Origin of the sequence: Saccharothrix xinjiangensis (assembly GCF_039527585.1) — a bacterium.
Classification (GTDB): domain Bacteria; phylum Actinomycetota; class Actinomycetes; order Mycobacteriales; family Pseudonocardiaceae; genus Actinosynnema; species Actinosynnema xinjiangensis.
This window is the reverse complement of record NZ_BAAAKE010000052.1, coordinates 1-19,161: the sequence shown is the minus strand read 5'-3', so window position 1 is coordinate 19,161 and position 19,161 is coordinate 1. Positions and strand designations below refer to the sequence as shown.

The window sequence follows — 19,161 nt, the reverse complement described above, 5'->3', positions numbered from 1 at the left end:
CAACCTGGCGCCCCTGGCCCGTTCCGCGCCGCACGGACACCCGTCCGACGCGCGACACTTGCGTGACAGGCTCTTGACGCTGTGTTCAACCGGCGGTTGACTGCCTTCCTGAAACCGGTACCGGTACCGGTACCGGTTCCGCAGGCCGCTGTCGAGGAGTGCACCGTGCGAGTCACGATCGCCGAAGTCGCCCAACGCGCCCAGGTGAGCAAGGCGACCGTGTCCCGCGTGCTCAACGGCAAACCCGATGTGGACGCGGCCACCGCGGCACGGGTGCGGCAGGTGATCGCGGACGTCGGCTACGTGCCCAGCGCACGGGCGGTCGGGCTCGCGCGCGGCCGAGCCCGCACCGTCGGGATGCTCGTGCCGTCGCTGACCTGGCCGTGGACCGGCGAGGTCGTGCAGGGCGCGGTGGACGAGCTGGAGTCCGACGGCTACGGCCTGCTGCTCTACACGGTCAACCGGGGCTCCGAGTCGCTGGCGCAGTTCGCCAGCCACGTGTCGGCCAAGGCGTTCGACGGGCTGCTGGTGATCGAGCCGCCGGACACGCTGAACTACATCGAGGCGCTGCACGACCAGGGCCTGCCGGTGGTGATGATCGACGACCGGGGCAGCAGGCCCGGGTTCCCGTCGGTGGGCACCACCAACCGGGAGGGCGCGTGGGCGGCGGCCAGGCACCTCGTCTCCGCCGGGCGGCGGCACTTCGCCGTGGTGACCGGGCCCGCGGACTTCGGGTGCGTGCGGGAGCGGCTGGACGGTTTCCTCGACGCCCTGGGCGAGCTGGGCGTGCACGTCGACCCGAGGCTGGTGGTGGAGGGCGACTTCACCACCGAACGCGGCGCCGTGGCGACGGACAAGCTGATGGCCACCGGGCTGCCGTTCGACGCGGTGTTCGCGCACAACGACCTGTCGGCGCTGGGCGTGGTGAAGGCGCTGGGCGCGGCGGGCCGCCGCGTGCCGGACGACGTGGCGGTGGTCGGCTTCGACGACATACCGATCGCCGGGCACGCCGAGCTGACCACGGTGCGCCAGCCGATGCGGCGGATGGGCGAGGCCGCGGCCCGGCTGCTGCTGTCGCGGCTGGAGGGCGCCACCCCGCCCGCCGAGCCCGTGGTCCTGCCCACCGAACTGGTGGTCCGCCGCTCCGGTTGACCACCGCCCGGGCGCCTTCGCCACCGCTGCGACGGGCGGCTGACGGCGACCGGTGGGCCGTCGGCCCGCGACACCACAGGGCCGCCTCCGGAGCCGTGAGGCGGAGGGACGCGCGGCCGGCCCGGTCGGCTACCGGGAGCGCGTGCCCGACCAGGCCGCCCACAGCGCCGCGTACCGCCCGCCCGCGGCCACCAGCTGTTCGTGCGTGCCGGTCTCCACCACCCGCCCGGCCTCCAGCACCACCACCCGGTCGGCCGTGGCCGCCTGGGTCAGGCGGTGCGCGACCAGCAGGCCGGTCCGCCCGTCGAGGGCCCGCGCCGCCGCCTCCTCCAGCTCCCGCGCGCCCGCGCTGCCCGCGTCCGCCGTCGCCTCGTCCAGGACCGCCACGGGCGGGTCGGCCAGCACGAGCCGCGCCAGGGCCAGCTGCTGCGCCTGCGCCACGGTCAGCCGGTGCCCGCCCTCGCCGACGACGGTCGCCGTCCCCGAGGGCAGCGCGCGCACCCAGCCCAGCGCGCCCACCCGGTCGAGGGCGTCGAGCAGGTCGTCGTCGGTCGCGCCGGGTCGGGCCAGGCGCAGGTCGTCGGCCAGCGGGCCGGCGAAGACGTGCACCTCCTGCGTCACCAGCGCGACCGACCTCACCGCCGACGCCAGGTCGACCCCGCCGAGGCGGAGGTGGCCGGTGGTCGGCTGGTGCACGCCCGCGATCAGCTTCGCCAGCGTGGTCTTGCCCGCGCCGGACGCGCCGACCAGCGCGACCCGCTCACCGGCGGCCAGCTCCAGGTCCACGTCCGCGAGCACCGGGTGGCCGTCCACGTAGGAGTGACCGACCCCGACCAGCTCGACGGTGGCGCCCGGCGGCCGCACCCGGCCCTCGGGCGACGGCGCGGGCTCGTCGGTCACGCCGACCAGCCGCGCGAGCGACGCGGTGGCGGCCTGCACGTCGTCGGCCAGCGAGAGCGCCGCGTTGATCGGGTTGAACAGGTTGTGGAAGTACAGCGCGGCGGCGGCCGCCGTGCCCACGGACGCCGCCCCCGCGCCCACGAGCAGGAAGCCGGTCACCAGCACGCCCGCCAGGCCGATGAACTCGGCCAGGTTGAGCCGCCCGAAGAACGAGGTCAGCAGCCGGATGCCGCGCAGCGCCAGGTCGACCGCCTCGCGGGACCGCGACCGCACCCGCGCCACGTGCTCGTCGGCGAGCCCGAACGCGCGCACGGTCGCCGCGCCGCCGAGGGAGTCCAGCAGCTGCTGTTGCTGCGCGCCGACCGCGACGCGCTGCGCCGCGTACAGCCGCGCCGCCCGCCCGCCGTACCAGCGCACGGTGTGCACGTGGATCGGCAGCGCCAGCAGCACCGGCGCCAGGAACCGCCAGTCCAGCACCGCGATGCCGACGACGGTCAGCCCGATGGTCAGCGCCGAGCGCGCCATGACCGGCAGCGCGTTGCGCACCGCGTCCGCGATCACCTGCACGTCCCGGGTGACCCGCGAGGTCAGGTCGCCGGCCCCGGCCTCCTCCACCCGCTCCAGCGGCAGGTGCAGCGCGTGCGCGACGAACTCCTCGCGCAGGTCGGCGAGCGCGCCCTCGCCCAGCCGCGCCACCAGTGACGTGCCGAACGCCGTGGCCAGGCCCTGCACGACGGCCACCACCGCCAGCGCCACCGCGAGCCAGGTGAGGTCGGCGGACCCGCCGGCGATCACGTCGACGACCCGCCCCAGCAGGGGCGCGGTGAGCAGGCCCGCGGCGGTGCCCGCGAACAGCACCAGGAACGCCGTCCACGCGAGCCCGCGCCGGGGCCGCAGCAGTTCGCCGACCGCGGCCCGGGTCCGCGCGCCGGACGCGACCGCCAGCAGTCGCCGCATCAGCTCAACACCACCAGTCGGTAGTCCTCGTCGGCCACCAGGTCCGCGTGCGCGCCCGAGGCGACCACCGCGCCGGACACCAAGAACACCACCCGGTCGGCCGCGGTGAGCAGGGCGGGGCTGGTGGCGACCGCGATGGTGGTCAGCCCGGCCCGCACCCGCTTGACCCCGGAGGCCAGCGACACCTCGGTCACCGCGTCCACCGCGGTCGTCGGGTCGTGCACGACCAGCACCGGGGGAGCGGCGGCGAGCGCGCGGGCCAGGGCCACCCGCTGCCGCTGCCCGCCGGACAGCGACCGGCCGCGCGCGGAGACCGCCGCCCCCAGGCCGCCGGGCAGGGCCCGCGCCACGTCGTCGACGCCGGCGGCCGCCAGCACCTCGGCCATCGCACCCGCCTCGGCGCCGCGACCCGCGGCCACGTTGTCCAGCACCGTTCCCTCGAACAGGTCCGCGTCGTGCGCGGCGACCAGCACCGCCGACCGCAGCGCCGCGCCCTCCAGGTCCGACAGGGGCACGCCGTCCAGCGTCGCGGAACCCCCGACCGGGTCCACCTCCCGCGCCAGCACGGCCAGCAGCGACACGGCGTCGGCCGGGTCGCGGGCCACCACGCCCAGCAGTTCGCCCGGCTCGGCGGTCAGGGACGCGCCGCGCAGCGTCCCGGAGGTCACGTCCGCCAGCTCGACCCGGCCGCGCAGCGGCACGGGCAGCGGCGCGGAACCCGGCGGCACCGCGGGCGGCGCGGCCAGCACCTCCGCGACGCGCGCGGCCGAGGCGCGGCCCTGCGCGAGCAGGCCGGTGACCCAGGAGAAGACCGACAGCGGCCACAGCAGGAACTGCGCCAGCCCGACCGCGGCCACCAGCTCGCCGACGGTGATGGAGCCGGCCGCGGCCAGCCGGCCGCCGACCAGCGCCACGACCGCGAGGAAGACGCCGGTCAGGGCGAGCACGGAGCCGTCCAGCCAGGCCCGCGACCGGGCCGCCCGGATCGCGGCGCCCATCGACGAGCGGCTGGTCGCCCGGTACCGGTGCGCGGCGGCGTCCTCCGCGCCGATGCCCTTGAGCGCCCGCAGCCCGGCGACCAGGTCGGCCGCGACACCGGACGCCAGCGCGGCCCGGTCCTGCTCGGCGTCGCTGCGCCGTTCGAGCGGCTTGCCCAGGAAGTGGGCCAGCACCAGCAGCAGCGGCGTGGCGACGAGCACCAGCAGGCCCAGCACGAGCGAGACGCGCAGCAGCGCCACCGCGCCCACCAGCAAGCCCGCCAGGGCGGCGAACGCGGTCGGCAGCGCAAGGTTCACCTGGCCGACCCGCTGGGCGTCGCCGGTGGCGATGCTCGCCAGCTCGCCGGACAGCCTGCCGCCGACGCCGCCGTCCGCGGCCAGCACGCGCGCGGCCAGCCGGGTGCGCAGCGCGTGGGCGGCCCGGTGCGATCCCCGCTCGCTGAGCCGGATCGAGAAGCGGCCGCTGATCGACAGCACGGCGAACACGACCGCCAGCACGCCGATCCAGAGGGCCAGCCGGCGGCTGGAGCCGGTGCGCACCGCCTCGTCGACGACCGCGCCGATGACCAGCGGCACGGCGGCCTCGCCCGCCTGGTGGGCGGCGCCCAGCAGCGACGCGGCGACCACCGTCCTCCACTGCCCGGCCACGGTGTTCCTGAGGACGGTTCTCACCCCGACGACTGCCTTCCGCTGATGGTCAGGTGAGGCTACCCTAAGGGTTTGAGAGGCCTGGATCACTCCCGCGGTGCCCATGCTTAGGTTAGGGTAACCAAAGTTCGATCATCCCTGTTGTCGTACCGATGGGACAGCCATGCCACAACCACCGGTCTTCGACGTCCTCGGCGTCGGCTTCGGGCCCTCCAACCTGGCCCTCGCGATCGCCGTCACCGAGCACAACGCGGCCGCGACCGCCGAAGACGTGGTGACCGCGCACTTCCTGGAGCGGCAGCCGGGGTTCGGCTGGCACCGGGGGATGCTGCTGGACGACGCGACCATGCAGGTGTCCTTCCTCAAGGACCTGGTCACGCTGAGGAACCCGAACAGCACCTTCTCGTTCCTGAGCTACCTGCACGGCGAGGGCCGGCTGGTCGACTTCATCAACCACAAGAACCTCTTCCCGCTGCGCGTGGAGTTCCACGACTACTTCGAGTGGGCCGCCGACCGGGTGGACGACCTGGTGTCCTACGGCAGCGAGGTGGTGGCCGTCGAGCCGGTGGCCGAGGACGGCGTGGTGACGCACTTCGACGTCACCTCCCGCACCGCCGCCGGCGAGGTCGAGGTGCGCCGGGCCAGGAACGTGGTGCTGGCGACCGGCCTGCGGCCCGCGCTGCCCGACGGCGTGCGCCCCTCGGAGCGGGTGTGGCACACCCGGGACTTCCTGCACCGCGTCGAGTCGCTGACCGACCCCGAGCGCCTGGTGGTCGTCGGCGCGGGGCAGAGCGGCGCGGAGGTCACCGCGCACCTGCACGAGCGGTTCCCCCGCGCCGAGGTGTGCGCGGTGTTCGCCCGCTACGGCTACAGCCCGGCCGACGACAGCCCGTTCGCCAACCGGATCTTCGACCCGGCCGCCGTCGACGACTACTTCACCGCGCCCGAGCAGGTCAAGCGGATGCTCATGGACTACCACGCCAACACCAACTACGCGGTGGTCGACCACGACCTGATCGAGGAGCTGTACCGGCGCGCGTACCGCGAGAAGGTCCGCGGCGAGCAGCGGCTGCGGCTGCTCAACCTGTCCCGCGTCGTCGAGCTGCGCGACGACGAGCCGGTCCTGCGGGTCACGGTGGAGTCGCTGGTCACCGGGCGGCACGAGGTGCTCGACGCCGACGCGGTCGTCTACGCCACCGGCTACCGCGAGGCCGACCCGACGGGCCTGCTCGGCGAGCTGGCCGGCCGCTGCGCCCGCGACGAGCTGGGCCGGCTCCTCGTGGGCCGCGACTACCGCCTGCGGGTCGGCGACGACGTGACCGGGGGCCTCTACCTCCAGGGCGGCACCGAGCACACGCACGGCATCTCGTCGTCGCTGCTGTCCAACACCTCGGTGCGGGTGGGTGAGATCCTGGGGTCGGTGCTCGACCACCGCGCCGCGCCGGTGGCCGTGCGACCGGAGTTCGCGATCAGCGCTTCCCGGGTGAGCTGAGGCAGCTCCACAGTGGACGAACGAACCGACCGGAGGAACGAACCGTGACCAACCCCTTCGACGACGCCGAGGGCAGCTTCCACGTCCTGGTCAACGACGAGGAGCAGCACTCGCTGTGGCCCGCGTTCGCCGAGATCCCGGCCGGCTGGACCTCCAGGTTCGGCCCCGGGACCCGGGAGGCGTGCCTGGAGTACGTGGAGCGGCACTGGACCGACCTGCGACCGCTCAGCCTGCGCGGCTGAGCCGGACCGGGTGCGCCCGCCGCGGCCGGCGCACCCGGACCGGCACTGGTGCCGGCACCCGCGCCCGTATCGGCGCCCGGCAAATGCGGTGGTCCCTCCGGGCGGGGGTCACTACGGTTCGCCCGTGCACCACGGCGAGTTCCGCGACCCCCGGGTCATCCCGCTCTACGACGCCCGGTACCGCTGGGGCGTCGACGACGACTTCTTCCTGTCCGTGGTCGACGAGACCCCGAACGCCCGCGTGCTCGACCTGGGCTGCGGCACCGGGCGCCTCGCCCTCGGGTTGGCCGCCGCCGGGCACGTCGTCACCGGGGTCGACCCGGCGCGGGCCTCGCTGGAGCCGGCCCGGGTCAAACCGGGCGCCGAGCGGGTGACCTGGGTCGAGGGCACCTCCGCCGACCTGCCCGGCGCGGCGTTCGACGTGGCCGTGATGACCTCCCACGTCGCCCAGTTCCTGGTCACCGACGAGGAGTGGGCGGCGGTGCCGGCCGACCTGGCCCGGGCGCTCGTGCCGGGTGGGCGGCTGGTGTTCGACTCCCGCGACCCGCGCGCCCGCCACTGGGAGGCGTGGAACCCCGTCGACAGCCGCCGCGCGGTGGTGCTGGGCGGTGTGGAGGTCACCCAGTGGACCGAGGTCACCTCGGTCGAGGACGGCCTCGTGTCGTTCACCCACCACTACGACTTCCCGGACGGCGAGCGGATCGGCACCGCGACCATGCGGTTCCGCACCGAGGAGGAACTGCGGGGATCGCTGTCCGCCGCCGGTTTCACCGTCGACCGCATCCACGGCGGCTGGCGCCGCGAACCCGTCGGCTCGCCCGACGGCGAGTTCCTGGTCATCGCGCGCGAGGACGACGCCGCGCGGGGTTGACGGAGTCGGCTCACCGGGCCCGGCCGCGCGCGGTGAGCAGGAAGGCGGGCGACGACCAGTAGTCGTGCAGCGGCTCGACCTCCACGTCGGTGAAACCGGCGCGCCGGACCTGCTCGGCCCACCGCGCCGCGGGCTGCTCCCAGGTGGCGCGGACCGCGCCCGGCACCAGCTGGCCGGTCAGCACCGGCATCAGGAACCCCTGCGCCACCAGCCGGCGGTCGGCGTCGTACTCGGCGAGGCCGCGCTCGTAGGTCTCGGCCAGGAACCGGCGGTGCTCGGGGCCCGCGTGCGGCACGTCCGGCACGTCGAACTCGACCACCGCGAGCACGCCCGCGTGCGGCGCCAGGTCGGCCAGCACCGCGTCGCGCGCCTCGTGCGACAGGGTGTGCAGGGCGAACGTCGACTGGACGACGTCGAACGCGACGTCGTCGGGCAACCCCGCCGCGAACGGCTCGACCCGGGTGAGGTGGGCGGTGACGCCGGTCAGGCCCCGCACGGCCGCGTCGAGCAGCGCGGCCGAGGGCTCGACCACCGTGACGTCCGACGGCGCGTGCGGGAGGGTCAGGGCGGGGTGCAGCGCCCGGCCGTCACCGCACCCGACGTCGAGCAGCGTGGTCGGGCGGGTCCGGGCGTAGACACCGCCCAGCGCCGCGACGACCGCGTCGTACAGCGCGGTGTTGCCGCCGCCGTTGATGAACGCCGCGAAGGCCGCGGGCCGGTCGTAGACGCCGCCGGGCCCCCGGCCGGTCGACAGGTGCTCGGCCAGCGCCACGGCCAGCGGCGAGTCCCCGCGGCGGGCGACCTCCCGGGCCAGGTCGACGTTCCCGGCGGCCAACGCGTCGAGTGCTCCGCTGATCTCCACACCCCGATCATGCCGGTCCCGGGGATCACGCCGATCTCAGGCCGGCTGCCGGGCGGGCGGCAGCAGCCACCTGATCGCACCGGTGACGCCGTGGCCCGCCAGGCGCACGGCGGTCCGCTCGGTCATCGGCAGGAACGGCAGGCGCAGCGGCAGCCTGGTCCACGCGGGCAGCGACGCGACGGCGGCCGCGGCGATCGCCGCGTAGGGGACCCGGGCCGGAGCCGGCAGCGGCGGGGTGAGCAGCAGGAACCGGGCCGCCTCGCGGGCTTCGGGCGTGCCGCGCAGCTCGGGGCGGAACGCGGCCAGCCGCGCCGCCAGCCCGGCCGCGGTCGTGGGCGGGTCGGGCACGCCCAGCTCGACGGCCACGCGGGCGGTGTCGGCGACGTAGCCGTCCTGCTCGGCCCGGGACAGCCTGGTCGCGCCGTAGCGCTGGTGGCAGCGCAGGAAGCTGTCGACCTCGGCGACGTGCACCCACTCCAGCAGGTGCGGGTCGTCGGCGCGGTAGGGCGTGCCGTCGCTCGCGGCGCCGCGCACGCGGGTGTGGATGCCGCGCACGCGGGCGATCGCGCCGGCCGCGTCGGACGCCGTGCCGAAGGTGGTCACCGCCAGGAACGCGCTGGTCCGCTGGAGCCGGCCCCACGGGTCGGCGCGGTAGTCCGAGTGCCCGGCCACCGCCGCCATCGCCAGCGGGTGCAGCGACTGGAGCAGCAGCGCGCGCAGCCCGCCGATGAACATCGCCGCGTCGCCGTGCACGCGGCGGACCGGGCGGTCGGGGTCGAACCAGCGCGGGCCGGGGGCGAGGTGGATGCGGTCGCGGGTGGCCGGGCCGCCGGGACCGGCGACCCGGTCGAAGACCGCCGCGCCCAGCCTGCGCCGCACCTCTTCGACGGCCGGCAGCCGCCACAGGTCGTCCACGTCCACAGCAACCGCCTCTCCGCGTTCAGGTCCCGGCGCGTTCAGTATCCAGGGGAGCGGGCGGCGGTGCACGACCAAAGGCTTTGAACGTCCTTTGTAGACAGAAAATGGCGGCGGGGCGCGCTCCGCTGGTCCTCGGCGGGGGGTGTTGGTTGGATCGGGGCGTGACCACCTTCGCGATCGTCGGCTCCGGTTGGCGGGCCGAGTACTTCTGGCGCCTCGCCGCCGCCCTGGACGACCTGACCTGCGTGGGCGTGGTGTCGCGCGGTCCCAGGGACCTGCCCGTGCCCGTCCACCCGTCCCTGGACGACTGCCTCCGGGCCAAGCCGGACTTCGTGGTCACGGCCGTGCCGTGGCCGGTCACCCCGGGCCTGGTCGTCGAGCTCGTCGAACGCGGCGTGCCCGTGCTGGCCGAGACGCCGCCCGCCCCCGACCTCGACGGCCTGCGCGCCCTGTGGGCCGCGGTCGGTGGCAGCGGCCTGGTGCAGGTCGCCGAGCAGTACACCCGGATGCCCGCCCACGCCGCCCGCATCGCCCTCGTCCGCAAGGGCGTGATCGGCGAACCGACCCGCGTCGACGTCTCCTCGACCCACCAGTACCACGCGGTGTCGCTGATCCGGACCCTGCTGGGCGCCGGGCGCGGCCCGGTGCGGGTCCGGGCCACCCGCCACGCCGCGCCGCTGGCCGACCCGATCACGCGGGCAGGCTGGGCCGACCCCGTCGAGGTGAAGCAGGCCACCACGACGATCGCCACGATCTCCTTCGAGGAGCACGGCGCGCTGGGCGTCTACGACTTCACCGACAACCAGTGGCACAACCAGCTGCTGATGCGCCGCCTGCTGGTCCGCGGCACGCGGGGCGAGCTGCGCGACCAGGAGGTCGTCCACCTGGCCGCCGACCGGACGATCACGCGCGGCCCGGTCGTGCGCAGGCAGACCGGCTACGACCTCGACCTGGACGGCTTCGACACCGACCACATCGCGTTCAACTCGGAGGTCCTGTACCGCAACCCGCACCAGGGGCGGCGGTGGAACGACGAGGAGATCGCCATCGCCACCCTGCTCCAGGACACGGCCGCCTGGGTCGCGGGCTCGGGGCCCGAGCCGTACCCGCTGGCCGAGGGCGTCCACGACCACCGCGTCGCGCTGGCGATCGAGGAGGCCGCCGATCGCGACACGACGGTCGCCACCACCGCCGAGCCGTGGTCGTGAGCGCCGCCGGGACCTCCGGGTGGGACGCGCCGGGTCCGGGGTGACCGCGCCCGGCGCACCCGGTCAGCGCGCGGCGGCCTCGGCCGCCCGCACCGCGTCCTCCACGGTGTCGTGCAACGGCAGCAGCCGGTCCATGGCGGTCAGCTCCAGCGACCGGCGGACGCTGCGGCCGGCCACCACGTGCACCGGCAGGCCGCCGCGCCCGGCGTTGTACTCGCGGACGTGCGCGAGCGCCGCGATCCCCGACGAGGCGAAGAAGGTCACCTCGGAGAAGTCGAGCACGAGCGCGTCCACGCCGCTGTCGAGCAGTTCGACGCAGCGGACCCGCAGGCTGTCGCTGTTCGCGAGGTCGATGTCGCCGACCTGTCGCAGCACGGTCACGGCGCCGCGGACGTCGGTGCTGATCGCCGTCGGAGAGGAGTTGGATTCGGTCACGTGCACATGATGCATCCTTACCGAAGGTGGCACCCGATGAGCTGATCGTAATCTTCGTGTGCACGAACTGGGCCATTCCTACGCGGCATTGCTCCGAAATTCACGTTTGGGAGTGCCTGTGCCGCGTTGACCTGCGGTTCGAAAAATACCGCCCACCGGGTGAACCGCCGGCGGTGGTCGGTGCGAATGCGGGTGGAGGGAACGCGTCGGTTCGGCGTTTCCCCCTCGCGGCCGGCTCCCGGCCGCGTCGCCGTCGCCGGGCAGGCGGATCTGCCCGGCGACGGCGATCGGGGTGAACCGCGCCGCGCCGCCGGCCGTACCCGCCCTCGTGCGGGTTGATCAGCCGCGGGACCCCACCGCGAGGCGACGCCTCTGCTCGGGATGGCCCTGGCGCAGGCGGCCCGCCGCCGTTGACGGTGGTGGTGCTCAGGCGGTCAGCACGAGCTTCCCGCGCGCGTGGCCCGCGTCGCTCACCCGGTGCGCCTCGGCGGCTCGCGCCAGCGGGAAGGTGGCGGCGATCGCGGTGACCAGCACGCCCCGCGCGGCGAGGTCGGCCAGCTCGGCCAGTCGTCCCGCGTCCCGCTCGCCGGCGCCGCTGAACGTGACGCCCAGCTCCGCGGCCGCGGGGTCGGCGATGGTGGCGATGCGGTCCGTGCCGCCGCGCAGCTCGATCGAGTCCGGCAGCGCGCCCCGGCCCGCGACGTCGAACACCGCGTCCACGCCCTCGGGCGCCAGCGCGCGCACCCGCTCGACCAGGCCGGGGCCGTAGGTGGTCGGCGTCGCGCCGAGCGAGGCCACGTGCCCCTGGTTGTCCGGTCCCGCCGTGCCGACGACCCGCGCGCCCGCCGCGACGGCGAGCTGCACGGCGATCGTGCCCACCGCGCCCGCCGCGCCGTTGACGAGCAGGGTCTCGCCCGCGGTGACGCCCAGCAGGCGCAGCACGCGGTCGGCGGTCTCGCCCGCGACGGGCAGCGCGACCGCCCGTTCCCAGGTCAGCGCGGCGGGCTTGCGGGCGAACGTGGTCAGCAGGGCCCGCTCGGCGTAAGCGCCGGTGTCGGCGAACCCGAACACCGCGTCGCCCACCGCCGCCGAGTTGACGCCCGGGCCGACCGCGTCCACCTCGCCCGCGACCTCCAGGCCGAGGACGGCGGGCAGCCGCGTGGCGAACACCCGCTCCATCGCGCCGGACCGGACCTTGCCGTCGAACGGGTTGACGCCCGCCGCGCGGACCCGCACCCGCACCTGGCCGGGACCCGGCTCCGGGACCTCCACCTCGGCGAGCCGCAGCTCCTCCGGCCCGCCGAACCGCTCCAGCACTACCGCTTCCATCACGGGGTCCCTCCGCCGCTCGTCGCAGTTGCGACCGGAACAATAGCGCGCCCACGATTACCGGGAAATGTGGTACAACTGGGGATTGGCATTATCCGGAGAATTGTCCGGCAGCTGAGCAAAGTATATCACAGGGGGCAAGCGTGACAACAGGAGAATTGTCCGCGGAACAGGAGAGGATCTCGTCCGCGCACGCCCGGCTCGACCGCGAGCGGGCCGCCGCGCAGGCCGCGCTGGACACCGCGCTGCGCGACGCCGACGAACAGCGCTGGCACCGCGAGGTGGCCGTGCGCACGCTGTCCGAGCAGGTCAGCCGCTTGAAGGTGGCTGATGAAGGGCTGTGCTTCGGCCGCCTCGACATCGAGGGCGGCGAACGCGCCTACATCGGCCGGATCGGTTTGTTCGACCCCGCGAACGACTGCGAACCGCTGCTCGTGGATTGGCGCGCCCCGGTCGCACGCCCGTTCTACACCGCGACCGCGGCGAACCCCGAAGGGGTGACGCGCAGGCGTCACTTCCACGTCCGCGGTCGCGTGCTGGAGAGCTTCCACGACGACGACCTGCACGTCACCCCGGAGTCCTTGCTGGCGGCGTTGGGCGCGCCCCGCGCGGAGACCATGCGCGACATCGTGGCCACCATCCAGGCCGAGCAGGACGAGGTGATCCGACTGCCGCACCGCGGCGTCCTGGTGATCGAGGGCGGGCCGGGCACCGGCAAGACGGCGGTGGCCCTGCACCGCGTCGCCTACCTGCTCTATGCGCAGCGCGAGCGGCTGTCGCGGCAGGGCGTGCTGGTGGTCGGGCCGAACCCGGGGTTCCTGCGGTACATCGGCGAGGTGCTGCCGTCCCTGGGCGAGACCGACGTGGTCTTCGCGACGCCCGGCGAGCTGTTCCCCGGCGTGCGGACCGACCGCGAGGACACCCCGGGGCTGCAAGCCCTGAAAGGCGGCCTGGCGGCCGTCGACCTGCTGCGCGAGGCGATCGCCGACCGCGAGGAGCTGCCGGGCGAGCCGGTCCCGGTCGAGCTGGAGGACGTCACGGTGCCGCTGACCGCGCCGCTGGTCGAGCGGGCCCGCGAGGTCGCGCGCGCCTCGGGCCTCAAGCACAACGAGGCCGGACCGGTGTTCCGCCGCGCGCTCGTCGACGTGCTCGTGCCGCCCGCCCTGGACCTGATCGGCCTGGACTGGCCCGAGCTGGCCGACGACGTGCGGCGCGAGCTGGCGCGGCACCCCGACCTGGCGCGGGCCGCCGCCCGGCTGTGGCCCGTGCTGACCCCGGAACGCCTGCTGGCCGACCTGTACGCGGGCCGCTGCTCCGCCCTGGGCCGCCCGGAGCTGCGCCGCGACGAGCCGGAGGCGTGGACGGTCTCCGACGTGCCGCTGCTGGACGAGGCCGCCGAGCTGCTCGGCACGGACGGCGAGGAGGAGCGCCGGGCTGCGCGGGAGCGGCGGGAGGCCGTCGAGTACGCGCAGGGCGTCCTGCACGTCGTCGACACCGACGCGGAGATCGACGAGGAGGAGCTGCGCGCCGTGGACCTGGTGCACGCCGAGTGGCTGGCCGACCGGCACACCCCGCCGGACCACCGGGTGCTCGCCGAGCGCGCCGCCGACGACCGCGAGTGGACCTACGGGCACGTGGTGGTGGACGAGGCGCAGGAGCTGTCCGCGATGGACTGGCGGCTGCTGGCCCGCCGGAGCCCCAACCGCAGCATGACCGTCGTCGGCGACCTGGCCCAGCGGCAGGCGGAGGCGGGCGCGCGCACGTGGCACGAGGTGCTGGACCCCCACGTGGGCGACCGGTGGTGCTACCGGCGGCTGACGGTCAACTACCGGACGCCCGCGGAGATCATGGACTACGCGGCGCGGGCGCTGGCCGAAGTCGACCCCGACGCGGTCCCGCCGACCTCGGTGCGCCGGGGCGAGCCGCCGATCGAGGTGACCGACGCCGACCCGGAGTCCTTCCGCCCGAGCAACGGCACGTTCGCCGTGATCACCCCGAACGGCCCGCTGACACCGCGCGCGTCGAAGGGCCTGGAGTTCGACGTGGTCGTGGTGGTCAACCCGGAACACATGAGCCCACCCGAGCGCTACGTAGCCCTGACCCGCGCCACCCAACGCCTGATAATCCTGCACAAAACCCCCTGAACCGCGCGAGTCGAACGCTCGGGACCACCGTGTCGAACGTTCGCGACCCCCGAGTTCCACATTCGCGCACTTCAGGTCGGGCCGTTCGCCGGTCCTGAGCGTTCGACCCGCGCGAGGTGGGTTGGTGTAGCGTGCGCGCCGGCGTGCCGGGACCTGGGGGTTGACGTGGCGGTGGTGGGGGAGGCGCCGGCGGTGTCCGCCGGGCCGGGGTGGCGTGCGGTGGTCGAGCGGGTGTTGCCGGAGGCGCCGCGGAGCGACCTGCCGCGCGGGCGGCTCGTGGTCGGGTACGCCGTGGCGTTCCTCGGGGCGCTGGGGTTCCAGCTGCTCACGCCGGCGGGGTGGTCGCGGCTCCAGCGCGTCTGGGCCGAGGACGGGGCGCGCTTCCTGCTCGACGGCATCACGCAGCCGTTCGCCACGAACCTCGTGTCCCCCTACGCCGGCTACCTGCACACGATCCCGCGGTTGGCCGCGGAGCTGGTGTCGGTGCTGCCGCTGGAGCACGCCGCCGCTGCGTTCGCGGTCCTGGCCGCGGCGCCGCGGGCGCTGGTCGCGTTGATCGTCTTCGCCGCCTCGGCCGGCCACCTGCGCTCGCTGCCGGTCCGGTTCGCGCACGCGGCGCTGGTCGTGGTGCTGCCCGTGGGCAACTCCGAGCCGTTGGACAACGTCACCAACCTGCACTGGTTCCTGCTCTACGGCGTGTTCTGGGCGCTGCTGTGGCGGCGCGAGCCCCGCGTGCCGGTGGCGGTGGTCGTCTTCGTCGTGCTGGCCACCCTGTCGAGCCCGCTGGCGTTCCTGCTGGCGCCGGTCGCGCTCCTGCGGTTGGCGCTGTGGCGCGACCGGGCCCTGCCGACGGCGTTCCTCGTCGCCGCGGCGGCGCAGGGCGTGATCACGGTGTTCGCCGAGCGGACCCCGTACTCCCACGACCCGGTCGACCCGGTGCAGGTGCTGCTCGCCGCGCTGCTGCGGGTGCCGGTGGCCGCGTTCACCGGCTCCGAGCAGGTCGAGCGGTACTACCCGGTGCTGGGCAACGCGCCGGTGCTCGCGGCCCTCGTGCTGGCCGGCCTGCCGGTCCTCGCCGGGCTCCGCCGGGGCGACCGGGCGGGCCGGGTGCTGGTGGCGCTCGGCCTCGGCTACAGCGCGCTGGTGATCGTGGTGACGCTGACCGCGAACTGGGCCCAGGTGCTCCAGGTGCAGAACCCGGGCGTGGTGACCGCCGGGCAGCGCTACAGCGTCGCGCCGTGCCTGTTCCTGTTCACGGCGGTGGCCGTCGGCCTCGACGCGGTGCCCCGGGAGACGTGGGGGCGCCTGGCGGTCAAGGCGGGGCAGGCCGTGTTCGCCCTGGTCGTGTTCTGGAGCGTCATGCAGCACGTCCACGTGCGCGGTGGCGTGCTGGACGGCCTCCCATGGGGCGACGGCGTCGCGCGGGCCCGGGAGCAGTGCGCCGCGGGCGGGCAGGTCGGCCGGTTCGAGCACGAACCGGACCGGTGGTTCTTCGAGGTGCCCTGCTCCTACCTGGCGGACTGAGCGCGCTCGCGCAGGAACGCGCGTTCGGCGTCGTTGTCGGCCAGCGCGATCGCCCGCTCGTACTCGGCGGTCGCGTCGCGGCCGAGGCGGCGCAGCAGGTCGGCCTTGACCGCGGGCAGGTAGTGGTAGCCGGCGAGCCGCCGGTCCCGCTCCAGTTCCGCCACCTCGGCCAGCGCGGCGGCCGGTCCGCGCACCTCCGCCACCGCCACGGCCCGGTTGAGCGCCACCACGGGTGACGGCCACACGCGGGTCAGCTCGTCGTAGAGCAGCAGGAGCTGCGGCCAGTCCGTGTCGTCGTAAGTCGGCGCGGTGGCGTGCAGCGCCGCGATCGCGGCCTGGAGGGCGAAGCGACCCGGCCGGCCGCCGCGCAGGGCGGCCACGACCAGGTGGTGCGCCTCGTCGATCGCGGCCGGGTCCCAGGTCGACCGGTCCTGCTCGGCCAGGGTCAGCAGGCGGCCGTCGGCGGCGGTGCGGCCGGCGCGGCGCGCGTGGTTGGCCAGCAGCAGCGCCAGCAGCCCGCGCACCTCGCGCTCGTCGGGCATCAGCCGGTGCAGCAGGCGGGCCAGGTCGAGCGCGTGCCCGGCGAGGTCGTCCCTGGTCAGCGTCCCGCCGGAGGGCGCGGTGTGCCCGGTGGTGAACAGCAGGTGGACGGTGGTCAGCACGGCGTCGAGCCGGTCCGGCAGCTCGGCCGCCGCGGGCAGCCGGAACGGGACGCGCGCGGCGGCGACCTTCTTCTTCGCGCGGGTGATCCGGGCCGCCGCGGTGGCCTCGGGCACGAGGAGCGCACGAGCGACGTCCAGTGTCGCCACGCCGCACACCAGCCGCAGCGTCAGCGCGACCTGCGCCTCGGTGCCCAGCGCCGGGTGGCAGCACAGGAAGACCAGCCGCAGCGGGTCGTCGGGCGGCGGCGGGTCGTCCGGCGCGGTGGTGGGCTCCACCAGCAGGTGCAGCTTGGACCGCAGCGTGCCCGCCCGGCGCAGCGCGTCCAGCGCCTTGTGCCGGGCCGCGGTGGTCAGCCAGGCGCCGGGCCTGGCCGGCACGCCGTCGCGCGCCCAGTCGCGCAGCGCGTCGGCGCAGGCGTCCTGGACGCAGTCCTCGGCCAGGTCGAGGTCGCGGGTGACGCGCACCGTCGTGGCGAGCACGGCGGCCCACTCGCGGCGGTGCGCGTCGGCGACCGCGCGTTCGACTCCGTTCACGCGACGTCGTTCACGCGTCCAGCAGCGGCCGGACCTCCACGGCCCCCGCCATGATCGGCAGCAGCCGGGCCACCTCGACGGCCTGGTCGAGGTCGGCGGCCTCCACCACGAAGAACCCGGCGATGACCTCCTTGCTCTCCAGGAACGGGCCGTCGGTCACCAGGCCGCCCTTGCGCACCGTGCGGGTGCGCGTGCTGGGTTCCAGGGCCTGTTCGTGCACGACCCGCACGCCCATGGCGGCGATCAGCTCGCCCGCCCGGAGGTTGGCCTCCATGACCTCGGGCGGGATGTCGGCGACCCCGCCCGGCGTCTCCTGCTCGTAGATCAGGATCGCGTACTGCGGCATGGCGCGTTCCCCCGTCCCGGTCACCAGTTCCCCGTCTCGGGGCCCATCGCACCGTATTCGAGGCCGCCCGCCCGCGCGTAGGTGGTGGCCACGGCGTTGCCCAGCGCCACCGTGCGGACGGGCCGCAGGGCGGCGGGCGCGGTGCCGGCCCCGAACAGGCGCTTGCCCGAGCCGACCAGGACCGGCAGCACGACCAGGTGGAACTCGTCGACCAGGTCGTGGGCGAGGAGGGTCTGCACGAGGTCGCCGCTGCCGTGGACCTGGACCTCTCCGTCGCCGTCGCGCTTGAGCGCGGCCACCGCGTCGGCGACGTCGCCGGTGAGCAGCGCCGAGTTCCGCCACGTCACCTCGGTCAACGTCCGGGACGCGACGTGCTTGGGCACGGCGTTCAGCTTCGCGCCGATCGGGTCGTCGTCCGCGGCGAGCGGCCAGCTCTCGGCGAAGACCTCGTAGGTCCGGCGGCCGAGCAGCAGCGCGTCCGCCCGGGTGATCAGCTCCGCCACCGCCTCGACGACCTCGGGGCCGAGGTGCGGCACGGCCCAGCCGCCGTGGGCGAAGCCGCCGTCGCGGTCCTCGTCCGGGCCGCCCGGCGCCTGCACCACCCCGTCCACCGACACGAACGCCGTCACCAGCAGTGTGCGCATGTCTCCTCCTCCGCGGGCGTCGGTCGTGACGCCCGTCCACCTACCCGGCGAACGGGACGGCGGGAAATCGACACCTCGATCGCCGGATTGACGCCCGACGAGCTTTGCTGCTGAATCATGTGTGGTTCCGTTCGAACATGGAGGTTCGTGGATGCCACGCCTGGGTGTTCTCGTTGCAGTCGTGTTGGGTTTGGTCGGGACGGCGGTGGCGCCGACAGGCGTGGCGGGAGCCGCGCCGCCGGGCGGCGACCTCTACGCGTACCTGGAGGACCCGCGGAAGGTCGCCGAGGGCCAGGAAGCGCCGCACGCGTTCCTGCGACCCCACGCCGACACGGCCGCGGCGGTCCGCGGCGACGAGCGCGGTCCGTACGGCCTCGCCCTGGACGGGGAGTGGCGGATCGCCATGGCCGACCGGCCGGAGGAGGTGCCCGCGAACTTCCACGCCGACGGCTACGACACGTCGGGCTGGCGGCGGGTCACCGTGCCGCACACGTGGCAGACCGACGGGCTCGACCACCCGATCTTCCGCAACATCGCCACCGAGGTCCAGCCGGACGACCCGCCGCGGGTGCCGCGCGACGTCAACCCCACCGGCGCCTACGCCCGCGACTTCGACGTGCCCGCCGGCTGGCGCGACCGCCGGGCCTTCCTCCGGTTCGAGGGCGTGACCTCGGCCTACTTCGTGTGGGTCAACGGCGAGTACGTCGGCTACGACCAGGGCGGTTACACGCCCGCGGAGTTCGACGTGACCGACGCGCTGCGGCCGGGCCGCAACCGGGTCGCCGTGCAGGTGCACCGCTGGAGCGCGGGCTCCTACCTGGAGGACGTGGACCAGTGGCGGTACTCGGGCATCTTCCGCTCGGTCGGCCTCTACGCCACGCCCGCCACCCACGTGCGGGACGTGACCCTGCGGACCGACCTGGACGAGACCTACACCGACGCCACCCTGACCGCCGACGTGGAGGTCGGCCGCAAACCGGGCGGCACGACCGGCGCGCACCGCGTCACCGCGAGCCTGCGCGACGCCCGCGGCCGGGAGGTCGGCCGGGCGTCGCAGCAGGTGGACGTGACCGAGCGGGGCGCGCGGGTCCGGCTCACCCTGCCGGTGCGCGACCCGGCGAAGTGGACCGACGAGACGCCGAACCTGCACACCGTCGTGCTCACCCTGACCGCGCCCGGCGGCACGGCGCACATCACCTCCGAGACCACCGGGTTCCGCGAGATCGAGATCCGCGACGAGCAGTTGTTGGTCAACGGCGAGCGCGTCCTGTTCAAGGGCGTGAACCGCGCCGAGA

Annotated in this window: 17 protein-coding genes; 8 read left to right on the top strand and 9 right to left on the bottom strand. The window is 75.0% G+C overall.

Features of this window, described 5'->3' with window-relative positions; all coding sequences use genetic code 11:
- Positions 1-165: 165 nt before the first annotated feature.
- Positions 166-1,152: a LacI family DNA-binding transcriptional regulator gene (locus ABD223_RS42365; protein WP_344043824.1), complete on the top strand. Its 987-nt coding sequence runs from the start codon at positions 166-168 to the stop codon at positions 1,150-1,152.
- 129 nt (positions 1,153-1,281) lie between these two features.
- On the opposite strand, the gene ABD223_RS42360 is transcribed toward ABD223_RS42365, so the two are convergent.
- Positions 1,282-3,012, bottom strand: coding sequence for an ABC transporter ATP-binding protein (locus ABD223_RS42360; RefSeq protein ID WP_344043847.1), 1,731 nt, complete (start codon positions 3,010-3,012; stop codon positions 1,282-1,284).
- Positions 3,009-4,679, bottom strand: a complete 1,671-nt coding sequence (locus ABD223_RS42355; protein WP_344043822.1) for an ABC transporter ATP-binding protein — start codon at positions 4,677-4,679, stop codon at positions 3,009-3,011. Before ABD223_RS42355 ends, ABD223_RS42360 begins: the two co-directional genes overlap by 4 nt.
- Positions 4,680-4,818: 139 nt before the next feature.
- Between ABD223_RS42355 and ABD223_RS42350 the strand changes: the two genes are divergently transcribed.
- From ABD223_RS42350 to ABD223_RS42340, 3 genes are all read left to right on the top strand, one after another.
- Positions 4,819-6,147: a lysine N(6)-hydroxylase/L-ornithine N(5)-oxygenase family protein gene (locus ABD223_RS42350; RefSeq protein ID WP_344043820.1), complete on the top strand. Its 1,329-nt coding sequence runs from the start codon at positions 4,819-4,821 to the stop codon at positions 6,145-6,147.
- A gap of 44 nt (positions 6,148-6,191) precedes the next feature.
- Positions 6,192-6,389: an MbtH family protein gene (locus tag ABD223_RS42345; protein WP_344043818.1), complete on the top strand. Its 198-nt coding sequence runs from the start codon at positions 6,192-6,194 to the stop codon at positions 6,387-6,389.
- A 124-nt stretch (positions 6,390-6,513) separates the two neighbouring features.
- The gene (locus tag ABD223_RS42340; RefSeq protein WP_344043815.1) at positions 6,514-7,260 is read left to right on the top strand and encodes a class I SAM-dependent methyltransferase; all 747 of its coding nucleotides are present in this window, start codon (positions 6,514-6,516) and stop codon (positions 7,258-7,260) included.
- 10 nt (positions 7,261-7,270) lie between these two features.
- On the opposite strand, the gene ABD223_RS42335 is transcribed toward ABD223_RS42340, so the two are convergent.
- Both ABD223_RS42335 and ABD223_RS42330 read right to left on the bottom strand, forming a co-directional pair.
- A complete protein-coding gene (locus ABD223_RS42335) occupies positions 7,271-8,122 on the bottom strand; it encodes a class I SAM-dependent methyltransferase (protein WP_344043813.1) in 852 nt (283 codons plus the stop codon).
- A gap of 36 nt (positions 8,123-8,158) precedes the next feature.
- Complete coding sequence (locus ABD223_RS42330; RefSeq protein ID WP_344043811.1) at positions 8,159-9,043, bottom strand: oxygenase MpaB family protein; 885 nt, start codon at positions 9,041-9,043, stop codon at positions 8,159-8,161.
- A gap of 158 nt (positions 9,044-9,201) precedes the next feature.
- Here ABD223_RS42330 and ABD223_RS42325 point away from each other — a divergent pair, with 158 nt between their 5' ends.
- A complete protein-coding gene (locus ABD223_RS42325; RefSeq protein WP_344043809.1) occupies positions 9,202-10,248 on the top strand; it encodes a Gfo/Idh/MocA family protein in 1,047 nt (348 codons plus the stop codon).
- A 63-nt stretch (positions 10,249-10,311) separates the two neighbouring features.
- Here ABD223_RS42325 and ABD223_RS42320 read toward each other — a convergent pair whose 3' ends face one another.
- Both ABD223_RS42320 and ABD223_RS42315 read right to left on the bottom strand, forming a co-directional pair.
- Positions 10,312-10,683, bottom strand: a complete 372-nt coding sequence (locus tag ABD223_RS42320; RefSeq protein ID WP_344043807.1) for an STAS domain-containing protein — start codon at positions 10,681-10,683, stop codon at positions 10,312-10,314.
- A gap of 426 nt (positions 10,684-11,109) precedes the next feature.
- Positions 11,110-12,012 (bottom strand): NADP-dependent oxidoreductase, encoded by a 903-nt coding sequence (locus ABD223_RS42315; protein ID WP_344043845.1) that lies wholly within the window; start codon positions 12,010-12,012, stop codon positions 11,110-11,112.
- Positions 12,013-12,170: 158 nt separating this feature from the next.
- Here ABD223_RS42315 and ABD223_RS42310 point away from each other — a divergent pair, with 158 nt between their 5' ends.
- Together ABD223_RS42310 and ABD223_RS42305 are read left to right on the top strand one after the other, a co-directional pair.
- Positions 12,171-14,156 carry a UvrD-helicase domain-containing protein gene (locus tag ABD223_RS42310; protein WP_344043805.1) on the top strand — a complete coding sequence of 662 codons (1,986 nt, stop codon included), beginning with the start codon at positions 12,171-12,173 and terminating at the stop codon, positions 14,154-14,156.
- 165 nt (positions 14,157-14,321) lie between these two features.
- On the top strand, positions 14,322-15,680 hold the full coding sequence (locus ABD223_RS42305; protein ID WP_344043803.1) for a hypothetical protein: 1,359 nt from the start codon (positions 14,322-14,324) through the stop codon (positions 15,678-15,680).
- Here the strand turns inward: ABD223_RS42305 and ABD223_RS42300 are convergent.
- Genes ABD223_RS42300 through ABD223_RS42290 form a run of 3 tightly spaced genes read right to left on the bottom strand, consistent with a single transcriptional unit; the run spans position 15,665 to position 17,866 of the window.
- Positions 15,665-16,876, bottom strand: coding sequence for an RNA polymerase sigma factor (locus ABD223_RS42300; protein ID WP_344043801.1), 1,212 nt, complete (start codon positions 16,874-16,876; stop codon positions 15,665-15,667). The genes ABD223_RS42305 and ABD223_RS42300 overlap by 16 nt on opposite strands.
- A 10-nt stretch (positions 16,877-16,886) precedes the next feature.
- Positions 16,887-17,246, bottom strand: a complete 360-nt coding sequence (locus tag ABD223_RS42295; protein WP_344043799.1) for a YciI family protein — start codon at positions 17,244-17,246, stop codon at positions 16,887-16,889.
- Positions 17,243-17,866 (bottom strand): dihydrofolate reductase family protein, encoded by a 624-nt coding sequence (locus ABD223_RS42290; protein WP_344043797.1) that lies wholly within the window; start codon positions 17,864-17,866, stop codon positions 17,243-17,245. Before ABD223_RS42290 ends, ABD223_RS42295 begins: the two co-directional genes overlap by 4 nt.
- 181 nt (positions 17,867-18,047) lie before the next feature.
- On the opposite strand from ABD223_RS42290, the gene ABD223_RS42285 reads away from it, so the two are divergent.
- A partial coding sequence (locus ABD223_RS42285; RefSeq protein WP_344043795.1) for a sugar-binding domain-containing protein occupies positions 18,048-19,161 on the top strand: 1,114 nt, incomplete at its 3' end.

What these genes read in the sequence shown, in the direction of transcription:
- ABD223_RS42350 (WP_344043820.1), top strand. Translation starts at nt 4,819, where the DNA reads ATGCCACAACCACCGGTCTTCGACGTCCTCGGCGTCGGCTTCGGGCCC.
- ABD223_RS42315 (WP_344043845.1), bottom strand. Translation starts at nt 12,012, where the DNA reads ATGGAAGCGGTAGTGCTGGAGCGGTTCGGCGGGCCGGAGGAGCTGCGG.
- ABD223_RS42290 (WP_344043797.1), bottom strand. Translation starts at nt 17,866, where the DNA reads ATGCGCACACTGCTGGTGACGGCGTTCGTGTCGGTGGACGGGGTGGTG.